Annotated in this window: 6 protein-coding genes and 1 pseudogene; all 7 read left to right on the top strand. The window is 46.2% G+C overall.

The genetic code is table 11. The features are described from left to right. A partial coding sequence (locus tag Q0314_RS06790) for a penicillin-binding transpeptidase domain-containing protein (RefSeq protein ID WP_298057720.1) occupies positions 1 to 1,436 on the top strand: 1,436 nt, incomplete at its 5' end. After that, on the top strand, positions 1,436 to 6,601 hold the full coding sequence (locus Q0314_RS06785; RefSeq protein WP_298057718.1) for a FixG Ig-like domain-containing protein: 5,166 nt from the start codon (positions 1,436 to 1,438) through the stop codon (positions 6,599 to 6,601). The genes Q0314_RS06790 and Q0314_RS06785, both read left to right, overlap by 1 nt. Positions 6,602 to 6,731: 130 nt before the next feature. Then, positions 6,732 to 9,353 (top strand): valine--tRNA ligase, encoded by a 2,622-nt coding sequence (locus tag Q0314_RS06780; protein WP_298057717.1) that lies wholly within the window; start codon positions 6,732 to 6,734, stop codon positions 9,351 to 9,353. Between the two features lie 40 nt (positions 9,354 to 9,393). Then, entirely contained in the window at positions 9,394 to 9,537 is a 144-nt protein-coding gene (locus Q0314_RS06775; RefSeq protein ID WP_002952601.1) for a hypothetical protein, read from the top strand. A gap of 33 nt (positions 9,538 to 9,570) precedes the next feature. Then, entirely contained in the window at positions 9,571 to 10,557 is a 987-nt protein-coding gene (locus tag Q0314_RS06770; RefSeq protein ID WP_298057715.1) for a diaminopimelate dehydrogenase, read from the top strand. Between the two features lie 31 nt (positions 10,558 to 10,588). Further along, positions 10,589 to 11,545, top strand: a complete 957-nt coding sequence (locus tag Q0314_RS06765) for a methionine ABC transporter ATP-binding protein (protein WP_002952599.1) — start codon at positions 10,589 to 10,591, stop codon at positions 11,543 to 11,545. Beyond that, positions 11,545 to 11,848 (top strand): annotated as a pseudogene (locus Q0314_RS06760) (methionine ABC transporter permease); the annotation flags it as partial. The gene Q0314_RS06765 and the pseudogene Q0314_RS06760, both read left to right, overlap by 1 nt.

Below are 11,848 nucleotides of genomic sequence, written 5' to 3'. Positions count from 1 at the left end.
GCTACGACGCCGTTTATAAGGCCAGGCACTACGCCGCGCAAGCTCTAAAAAACGGCGTTACGCACTCGAATTTAGATCTAAATTTGCAAATTTTACTCGAAAACGCGCTAAAAAATACGGCAACCTCGCTAAAATCAAAAGACGCATACAACGCCGCGGGGATAATCATCGATAACAAAAATATGAGCGTAGCGGCATACGTGGGCTCGCACGACTGGCACGCTCCGCAGGGACAAAACGACGGCGTAACGATGAGCAGAAACGTGGGCTCGACGCTAAAGCCGTTTATATTTTCGCTAGGACTCGACGAGGGTTTCATCACGCCAAAAAGCCAGATGATAGATACAGAAATTTTCCTCGGAGAGTACGTGCCCAAAAACTACGACAGCAGGTTTTTTGGTATCATCTCAGCAACCGAGGCGCTAGCGCTTAGCCTAAATATCCCGGCCGTTAGCCTAAACAACAAACTAGGAGAAAATTCGCTCTATGAGCTGCTTTCTAGCGTGCATTTGGTGAGCAATTCAAAGGAATTTTACGCCGATAGTATCGCGCTTGGAAGTGCGGAAATGAGCTTGCTAAGCTTAGCCCACCTCTACACGATCTACGCAAACGGCGGCGAGCTAAAACCGCTAGAGGTTGCCGGCAAGACGGTACTAGGCTACGGACGGCTAATCAGCCCGCAAAGCGCGTATCTAACCTCAAAGATGCTCTCCTCCGCCTCCCGCAGTTACCTTGGCGTCGCGTGGCAATACGCAAAAGACACGCCTCAAATCGCCTTTAAAACCGGCACCAGCTACGGCTCGCGCGATATCTATACGATCGGCGTAAATAACGACTACACTGTCGCGGTGTGGTTTGGTAACTTTAACGGCAAAAAGACGCAAAATTTAAGCGGATTTAGCGACGCGTCTCGCACGGTTTTTGACGTCTTTAAGCTACTGGCTCAAAAGCAAAAACTGTCTTTCATGAGCACGCCAGGCGGCATTGAGTCCAAAAAAACCTGCCTTGACGCGTTTAAATTTAAAGAGTGCAGAGACAAGGAGGACGACTGGCAGATAGAGGGCGTTGCGCCAAAGGATATCTGCGAGAGTATCAGGGGCGATGAAGTAGGATTTTTACTAAAAAACGGCGCGATTACTCAAGAAGATATCAAAGAAAGTCCTTGTTACTATAAATTTAAAAGCTATAAACCTCTCGTTGCAACGCCGTCAAATAATCAAATTCTGCTGAGCGATGAGAATTTAACCAAAGTTATGCTAAAATGTTACGCGTATATCGGCGATGAGATATATCTCAAGATCGACGAAAACGAGTGGAAAAAAGTAAACAACGCGAGCGAAAATACCTTAAATTTAACGCAAGGCAAACACAAGCTCGGGTGTCTGGACGAAAATTCGAATTTAAGCGAAATCAATATCGAAATAAGGAGGTTTTAATGCGTTTAAAGCTAGTCGGCTTAAGCCTAAGCTGCATCTTGGCAGCAAATTTAAGCGCCTTTACGCTTGACGGTTCAAGCAGGGCGTTAGACGACGGCTCGGTAAGCATTGGCGTCAAGTATGCCCAAAACGAACAGTCTCTCATCGGCAAGGTCACGCACAAAAAAATAATCGAGTGCGCGCCCGAGATAACGGGAGCCTTTGAGTATGGATCAGACTCGATTTTCTTTTACCCTAAAAAGCCTCTTGCAAAAGGCGTAAGCTACTCGTGCAAAAAAGGCGATAGTAAGGTTAAATTTTACGGCGGAGATTTCGTGCTATCAAATATGATCGAGTACTCCGGAGATACCTTTTTAGCGGTGTTTAATGACGAGGTTAGCGAGGATGAGTTTGCCGCGAATTTTAAAATTTACGACAAGCAAAATTTAGCCAAACAAAACATCAAATATAAAATCGTAGCCAAAACGCCTAAAAGCTTTCAGATAAAGTTACTTGAAAGCGGCGACAATTTAGTATTTTCGGTTTCTAAAAACCTCAAAAATACTTCGGGTATAAATTTGGCCGATAGTTTTGAAGTCGTGCAAAAAGTCTCAAATCCCGATGAAAATTTCGTCGATAAGCCAAAAGCCAAGACTATGTTTTTAAACGAAGTCGAAGGCATTAGCCTAGATAACGGCAAACTAGCGGCTAGACTCTATCTTAAAGATTGGATAGATTCTGATAATATTAAAAAATTTATCAAGGTCGAGGGCGTAAATAGCTTTGAAGTTGGCGAAATGGAGTACACTAGCCACCAAGACGCCGACGGCGAGTATTACTACTACTATATCGACATCACCAGTAAAGACTTCAAACCGCAGACAACCTACAAAATCACCTTCTATAAGGGCTTTGGCGACGACTACTCGATGCTACGAGAAAACTCCACCTTTAACGTCGCTTTTGGCGATCTAAAGCCGTTTTTGGAGTTTACCGATAGCGGCACGTATATGTCTAACCTGGGCGAGATCGGCATAAAAAGCGTAAACACAAACACCGCTAAAGTCGTCGTCGAAAAGCTAAAAGAGCAAAATTTAAGATACTTTTTAAATTTTACCGAGACTCCTTTGGATAACTACGCCGAGGAAGTAGCTAGCAAAAACTACGAGATCGGCGGCGCTCAAAACGAAATGCAAAAAAGCAAGATCAAGCTTGACTTTGCCGAGGGCGGCGACGGAGTTTATCTAGTCACGATCTACTACGACAAAGACAAAAGCGTACAAAAAGCGGTCTATCTAACCGATATCGGCCTAAGCATGAAGGTTTCAAAAGACGAGGTGTTTTTATTTGCCAACCGCTTGAGTAAAAACGAAGTGGTCGCAAACGCGGACGTCAAAATTTACTCCACTAAAAACAATCTCATCGCAAGCGGCATCACAAACGACGAAGGCGTATTTAAATTTAATAAAAAAGACATCGGCAAGGACGTCTCAAGCGCAGTTTTAACGCTAGGTAAAGAGCAAAGCTTCATCGCCCTATCGCAAAACAAACGCCTAAACGAGGAGTCAAATTTAGACGCCAAAGATAGAAGCGAAACGTATAGCGCGTATTTGCACTTTGCTAGCAACATCATCCGCCCGCAGGAAAACATAAAAGGCGAGATCATCATCAAAAACGCGCTGTTTAAGAGCCTCTCAAACATGCCCGTTAAGCTAAAAATCAGAGATCCGCAAAATAAAGTGATCCTAAATAAAGGCGTAAACACCACCGAGCTTGGCGTGATAAATTTCGACGAGCCGGTAAACTCGGGACTAACCGGAACGTTTAAATTTGAAGTGATCTTTGCAAATAAAATCATCGATAGCTACGACTTTTCAGTCGAGTCCTTTACTCCGCAACGCATCAAAAACGAAGTTAAGCTAGATAAGCAAATTTACGCTCTAGACGATCTAATAGACGTAAAACTGCAAAGCAACTACCTTTTTGGCGGAGCGGCGGCTAATTTAGAAGGCGACGTGGCGTTAAATTTATATCAACAAGATTACAAAAACGATAAATTTAAAGAGTATAAATTTAGCAACGGCGAATACGCCGCAAACGGCCTAGATCAGTTTACTAAACCAGTCACTCTAGACAACGAGGGCAAAGGTGCGACTGCGTTTAAGCTACAAAACAAAGGCAAAATCGCAAGCATTTTAAAAGGCACCGCGGTATTTACCATTAACGATGACGGCAAAAATGTAAGCGCTAGCAACGACTTTAGCGTATATCCTTTTGACGTTATGGTCGGCGTCAGAGCAAACGACACCTACATCGACGCAAACTCCAAACTAACGCTAAATTTCGTAAGCGTCGATCCGCTTAAAGACGAGGAGCTAAAAGATAGACAAAAAGCCGTCGAGATCAAAAAAGCCATCTGGGAATACAACTACGACAAAGAAGGCTATCTAAAATGGAACAAACGCTACGAAAAGGTCTTTAGCGATACTCTTAGCGGTAACGAATTCGTTTATGATTTCAATCAAAGCGGCGACTTCATAGTCGTGGTTTCCGATATCCTAAGCGGCCACTCGGCAAATTTAGATATCTACGTTAGCGGCTGGGACTACGGCGGCACGTTGCAACCGACAAAAGAGCTAGCTAAAGCTAAAATCAAGCTAAATCAAAAAGTCTATAAAAAAGGCGACTCGCTAAACGTAGACGTTAGCTCTGTGCTAAAAAGCGGCATCGGCATCATCACGGTCGAGTCAGAAAACGTCAAAAAGTATAAAGTCGTAAATATAGAAAACAACGTAGCAAACGCCAAATTTGACCTTGACTTCGATTTTGAGGGACTTTATGTAACTGCATCCATCATGCGCGTAGCCGATAACGATGTCTTGCCGTTTAGAACCTACGATAAAGTCTATGCAAAAGCGGATAAATCATACCGAGCGACAAACGTCAGCATCGAAGCGCCAAAAGTCGTGAAGTCAAACTCCAAATTTAAAACTACCGTAAAAACCGAGCCAAATGCGGAAGTTACGTTATTTGCAGTTGATGAAGGCGTGCTACAAGTAACAAATCAAAAGCTAAAGAGCCCGCTTGACTTTTTTGACAAAATTTTAAACGACGGCGTGCTTGACTACGACATCTACGCAAATTTGAGCGGATTTAAAAAAGACGGTAAAGTACTAAGCTTCGGCGGCGACGCGGCGGCTGCCCTTATGGAGATGAGAATGGCAAAATTTGCTAGCCCGGTCGATAAGAAAAACGTCAAAACCTACATCAAAATGCAAACCGCAAAAGCGGGCGCGGACGGCGTAGCGAACTTTGACGTAGAGGTGCCTAGCGACTTTAACTCCGAGATAAATTTGGCCGTACTTAGCGTCATCGGCGATAAGCTCGGCTTTAGCGTAAATGCCGTCAAGGTAAAAGACGACATCATCCTAAAACCGACGCAAACTGCGTATTTGATCCAAGGCGACCAGGTAAACTACACACTAAGAGTGATCAACACCACTAAAGAGCCAAAAACCGTCGCCCTAAGCATAGATACGAACCTAAACGCACAGCTAGCAGTTGACAGCATCGAGCTAAAACCTAACGAAAACGCGAAATTAAATTTCGTCATCGATGCTAACGCTACGGGTAAATCATATATAAATTTCACCGCAAACGACGGTAAAAACGGCTATACGTACTCGCAAAAGCTTGACGTCATCCACGCCTATCCGCTTAGTACCTACGCTAAAAATTTCCAGGCTACCGTGGAAAAGACATTTAAGCTTGACGAGGAGTTTAAACGCATCAGGATCGACGCTTCAAGCTCTATCAAAGGCGTACTAAGCGCAAATAGCGACAAGCTCGTAAATTACCCTTACGGATGCTCCGAGCAACGCTCAAGTAAGCTTTTTGAGCTAAATTTCCTAGTGCTTGGCGGAGACGATTCTAAAGAAGCCAAGGCAAAAGAAGCCGATAGAAAAAGATTCGTCGAAGCAGGCTTGCAAGACGTCATCAATATGCAAAAAACAGACGGCAGCATCGGCTACTGGGATCAGCTAAGCTACACGAACAACTTTGCTTCGATCTACGCTATCGATATGCTATTTACGCTTGAAAAATCAGGCTTTGCGCTAGATAGCCACGTAAAAAGTAAAGCGATCGACTGGCTAAAGGCATTTGGCAGCAACGATAACTTCCAAGCCCTTTACGCAGCCTACGTCCTAAGCACGCAAAAGAAACTCGATAGATCAAAGCTAAACGCTCTATACGATCAAAAGAGATACCAAAACAGCGCGCTTGACGGATACTTGATGGCAGCGATCCTCAAAAACGAGGGACTAAATAAAGAGAGCGAAAAAGTGCTAAAAGGACTAAACAAATCGACCTTTGACCGCGAAAAAGAGCTAGCAGATAACTTTGGCTCAGAGATCAGAAACAAGGCCTTTATGTTACTTTTGCACGCCAATCACTTTGAGAAAAACGCATTTAGCGACGAGCTAGCAGACTACCTGATCGCTCGCGTAGATAAGCTGCATTCGACACAGGAGCGCGCATTTACGCTAAGAGCGCTAAGAGCCTATATCAAAGACGTCTCAAGCGAGAACAAATTTAAGCTTATCGCCGACGGACACGATCTAAATTTCGACGGTCGCGGAGCTATCAACATCGCTCCTAAAAAGCCTGAGATTACTATCGTACCTGAAAACGGCGCAGCCGTGTATCTAGGCGTTAGCGCGTCAGGCTACAAAAAGCTAGACGTAAATCACAAATTTGACAAGAAAGGGCTTGATATCTATAGAACCTTCGTCGGCAAAGACGGCAAAGAGATCGATATCAACGCGCTTAAGGTAAACGACGTCATCTACTCGAAGCTTTCTCTTAAAACGAATGAGTTTATCAGAAACGGCGTGATAAACGAAACGATCAGCCCTTGCCTTGAGGTGGTAAACGAAAACATCGTACCAAACGTAAGAACTGAAGCTACGAAAAACTCTTTAACTCTCGAGCATCAAAACATCGAGGACGACAGAGTTTTGAGCTTTTATAGTTTGAGTGCCAGCAAGGATGCGCACGTGCTTTATACGCCTCTTCGCGTCGTCATGAGCGGTAAGTGCATGCTACCTGCGGTCATCACGGAAAACATGTACGACGAGAGCATGAGCGACTACGATCTATCTCAGCACGAATTTATCGTCAAATGATCCTTTGCGAAGCGGTTTTTTAGCCGCTTCGCTTTCTTTGCCTATTCTTAAAAACAACCTATTTTAAACATACTATTAGCAAATTTGTAGTAAAATCCGACATTTTTTAAACAATTATTAAGGATAAAATATGGCGGAATTTTACGACGCAAAAGAAGTAGAAGATAAATTTTATAAAATTTGGGAAGAACGCGGATATTTCGAGATAGACGCGAACAAAAACATCCGCAAAGACGGCCGTAAATTTTGCATCATGATGCCGCCTCCAAACGTAACGGGCTCGCTTCACATCGGGCATGCGCTAACCTTTACCCTGCAAGACATAATGACGCGCTACAAAAGAATGGACGGCTACAAAACGCTGTGGCAGCCGGGCCTTGATCATGCAGGTATCGCCACGCAAAACGTCGTTGAAAAGCAACTGCTAAATCAAGGTATCAAAAAAGAAGAGCTCGGACGCGAAAATTTCGTCCAAAAAGTCTGGGAATGGAAAGAAAAAAGCGGCGGTATGATCGTGCATCAGATGCGCAAACTAGGCATCTCGCCTGCATGGTCGCGCCAAAGATTTACGATGGATGAAGGGCTAAGAAAAGCGGTCAAAAAAGCCTTCGTAAATCTCTACGAAAAAGGGCTCATCGTACGCGAAAACTATATGATAAACTGGTGCACGCATGACGGCGCGCTCAGCGACATCGAGGTTGAGCATAAGGAAAACAAAGGCAAGCTTTATCATTTGAGATATTATTTTGCCGATAAGCCAAGCAAATTTGTCGTTGTGGCAACGACAAGGCCAGAGACCTACTTCGGCGATACCGCCGTAATGGTAAATCCCGCAGACGAGCGCTATAAAAATTTGATCGGCAAAAAAGTCGTCCTGCCGATAATCGGTCGCGAGATCGAGATCATCGCCGACGAGCACGTCGATATGGAGTTTGGAACGGGTCTTGTTAAGGTCACCCCGGCGCACGACACTAACGACTACGAGGTCGGCAAAAGGCACGATCTAAAATTTATAACCGTTTTTGACGAAAAAGGCATACTAAACGAGCAGTGCGCGCAGTTTAAGGGGCTTGAGCGACTAGAGGCTAGAGACGCTATCGTCGCGGAGCTAGAAAAGCTCGGAAACGTCGAGAAGATCGAAGACTACGAAAACCAAGTCGGCTACTGCTACCGCTGCAAAAACGTCGTCGAGCCATACATCTCAAAGCAGTGGTTCGTCAAAAAACAGATCGCGGACGACGCGATCGCAAAGGTCGGCGAAGGCTTAGCTAAATTTTACCCGGCTCACTGGATAAACAGCTTTAACGCCTGGATGCGCGAGCTTCGCGACTGGTGTATCTCGCGCCAGCTATGGTGGGGGCATCAGATCCCGGTATTTTACTGTGACGCGTGCGGACACGAGTGGGCGGACGAAGGCGATCCGACGCAGTGTCCAAAATGCAAAAGCGCAAATTTCCATCAAGACCCGGACGTCCTTGATACCTGGTTTAGCTCGGGACTTTGGCCGTTTAGCACGCTTGGCTGGGGCAACGGCGAGGAGCTAAAAAACGAGAAATGGTTTGACGGCGATTTGGCCGAATTTTACCCGAACAACCTGCTAATCACCGGCTTTGATATTTTGTTTTTCTGGGTGGCTAGGATGATGTTTCAGGGCGAAAACGCGCTTGGCAAGCTGCCGTTTGACGATATCTACCTGCACGCTTTAGTTAAAGACGAGCAAGGCAGAAAGATGAGCAAGAGCCTAGGCAACGTCATCGACCCGCTCGTTAGTATCGAGGAGTACAGCGCCGACGTCTTGCGATTTACGCTTGCGCTACTTGCCGTGCAGGGACGCGATATAAAGCTAAGCGACGAAAAGATGAAGCTCGTGCGAAATTTTACAAACAAGCTTTACAACGCAAGCAAATATCTGCTGCTAAACGAGTCTAAATTTGCAAATTTAAGCGACGCGAAAATCGAAACAAAGCTTGGTAAATACATGCTAAGCCGCTTTAACGAGTGCGTGCGCGAAGTGCGAGAGAACATCGACGCCTACCGCTTTAACGACGCGGCAAATGCGATTTATAAATTTTTATGGGACGAGTTTTGCGACTGGGGCATCGAGCTTAGCAAAGCCGATAAAGGCAGCGTAAGGGAGCTTGGAGCGATATTTAAAGAGGCTATGAGACTGCTCAGCCCATTTATGCCGTTTATCTCCGAATACCTTTTCCACGAGCTTAGCGGCTCAAATTTAGAAAACGCAAGCTCGATTATGGTGGAAGAGTATCCGCAAGCTAACGAGCGCGACTTGCAGATAGAAAAGACCTTTGAGCTAGTAATCGAGGCGATAGTAGCTATCCGCCGCGCAAAGGCGACCATCGAGCAAGGCAACTCAAAGATCCCAAAAGCTTTCATCAAGCTAAACGGAAACGAAAATTTGACCGAGGCGACAAACTATATCGCGCTGCTAGCCAAATGCGAACAGATCGAGTTTTGCGACGCTAAAATCGAAAACGCCGCGCGCGACGTGAGCGAAAATTTAGAAGTCTTCGTGCCGCTTGAAGGCGTGGACATGAGTGCGGTGATCATGCGACTGCGGTCGCAAAAAACCAAACTAGAAAAAGAGATAGCAAAGCTCTCAAGTATGCTAAATAACGAGAAATTCGTGGCCTCCGCCCCGCAAGCCGTGGTCGAAGCCAACCGCGAAGGACTGCAAAGCGCGCAGGAAAAATTCGCCAAAGTATGCGACGAGCTAAAGGCGTTCGGCGAGTAGTCCGCTCGTTTGAACCTAAATTTTAAATCAAGGAGAAAAAATGAAAGGTAGCATCGGTGGATTTACTTTAGGCACGGTCATAGCCGTCGCACTATCATGGGGAGCTAATAAAAGCATATTGTGGGCGATAATTCACGGATTTTTAAGTTGGATATATGTGATTTATTATTTGCTGATGAAGTGAAACTTTGTCACTAGTTAAATTTAAAGGATAAAAATGAGTCAAAAGATAAAAATAGCGGTTTTGGGATATGGAAATTTAGGTCGCGGCGTGGAGCTTGCCGCTCGAAATAGTAAGGATTTAGAGCTAACAGCCGTTTTTAGCCGTAGGAATCCAAGCGAAGTAAAAACATGCGGCGCGCCGGTGTTTAGCGCGGATGAAATTTTATCGCACAAGGGCAAATTTGACGTTTTGGTGCTTTGCGGCGGTAGCGCGACGGATCTGCCGACGCAGACGCCCGAGTTTGCGCAGAGCTTTAACGTCGTCGATAGCTTCGATACGCACGCGAAAATCCCTGAGCACTTCGCTGCCGTAGACGCCGCAGCCAAAGCGGGCGGAAATGTAGGCATCATCGCCGTAGGCTGGGATCCGGGTCTGTTTTCGCTAAATAGACTATTTGGCGAGAGCGTGCTAGAAAACGGCAGCAGTTATACATTTTGGGGCAAAGGCGTAAGCCAAGGTCACTCAGACGCCATCCGCAGGATCGAGGGCGTTGTGGACGCGCGCCAATACACCGTGCCGATAGAAAGCGCCTTGGAGCGAGTTCGCGCGGGCGAAAATCCAAAGCTTTCAACGCGCGAAAAGCACCTGCGCGAGTGCTACGTAGTGGTGCAGGACGGCGTAGATAAAGCGCGCATCGAGCGCGAGATAAAAACGATGCCAAACTACTTCGCCGACTACGACACGAGCGTGCATTTCGTAGATCTTGCGACGCTTAAAAAAGAGCACGGCGGCATCCCTCACGGAGGATTCGTCCTGCGAAGCGGAGCGACGGGCGAGCGCGGCGAAAATAAACATCTGATCGAGTTTTCGCTAAAGCTTGATTCAAATCCCGAATTTACCGCAAGCGTGCTCGTAGCCTACGCCCGCGCGGCGTATAGGCTGGCTAAAAAAGGCGAAAGCGGTGCGTTTAGCGTATTTGACATCGCCCCTGCGCTTCTTTCGCCAAAGAGCGCCGATGAGCTAAGGCGCGAAATTTTATAAATTTATGCGGTTTTAAAAACAAGGAAAATTAGTGATAAAAATAGAAAATTTAAAGAAATTTTACGGGGCGACGCAGATCATAGATGGCGTCAGCCTAAACGTAGAAAAAGGCGAAATTTTCGCCATCGTAGGCCACAGCGGCGCGGGTAAATCCACCCTGCTTCGCTGCATAAACGGCCTAGAGGACTATCAAGGCGGCAGCCTAAAGGTATTTGACAAAGAAATCTCGGCGCTAAAAGATAAAGAGCTAAGAGAGCTTAGGCGAGATGTTGGGATGATATTTCAGCACTTTGCGCTGATGGCTAGAAAAACGGCGTTTGAAAACGTCGCAACCCCGCTTAAATTTTGGGGCTACTCAGACGGCGAAATCAAAAAAAGAGTGAGCGAGCTACTAGAACTCGTAGGTCTTGCAAACAAAGCCGCAAGCTACCCGGGCGAGCTAAGCGGCGGACAAAAACAGCGCGTCGCTATCGCCCGCGCACTTGCGCTGAGTCCTAAAATTTTGCTCTCCGACGAAGCGACCTCTGCGCTTGATCCAAATACGACAAATTCTATACTCGAGCTTTTAAAGCAGATCAATCAAACGCTAAACATCAGCGTCGTTTTGGTTACGCACGAGATGGAGGTCGTAAAAAGCATCGCGCGCCGCGCAGTGCTGCTAGAAAGCGGCAAGATAATCGGCAGCGGCACGATCGAGGAGCTATTTTTAAAACCCGACGAAAAGATGAAAGAATTCCTCGGCGAGGATGAAATTTTGCCGAGCGAGGGCGTAAATATCAGGCTCTTTTTCCCAAAAGAAGTCGCTCAAAACAGCGTCATCACGCATATGGCGCGCACGCTAAACATCGACTTTAACATCGTCTGGGGCAAGCTTGAAAAGCTAAACGAAAACGTGCTAGGCTCGCTCGTCATCAACGTCGATCCTAAAGACGAAGCGCGCGTGACCGAGTATATCAAGCAAAGCGGCGTATTATGGGAGGTGGCGTGATGTTTGGCATAGATTTTTCTAAATTTCCCGACGTTTTCGAGCGCATTTTGCTTCCGGCCATCGGTGAGACGCTTTATATGAGCGTGGTTTCGACGCTTTTAGCGTTTCTCATAGGCCTAGTGCCCGCTATCTTGCTCGTTCTTTCCGCGCAAGACGGTCTGAAGCCAAACAAACCGCTATTTATCGCGCTTGACATCACGGTAAATACGCTAAGAAGCTTTCCGTTTATCATCCTCATCATCGTGCTTTTCCCGCTCACGCGCCTGATCGTAGGCACCAGCATCGGCACCAGCGCGGCTATAG

The organism is uncultured Campylobacter sp. (assembly GCF_938040115.1).
Taxonomy (GTDB): Bacteria; Campylobacterota; Campylobacteria; order Campylobacterales; family Campylobacteraceae; genus Campylobacter_A.
Note: the sequence above shows the minus strand (reverse complement) of the source record. Positions and strands in the feature narration are given on the sequence as shown.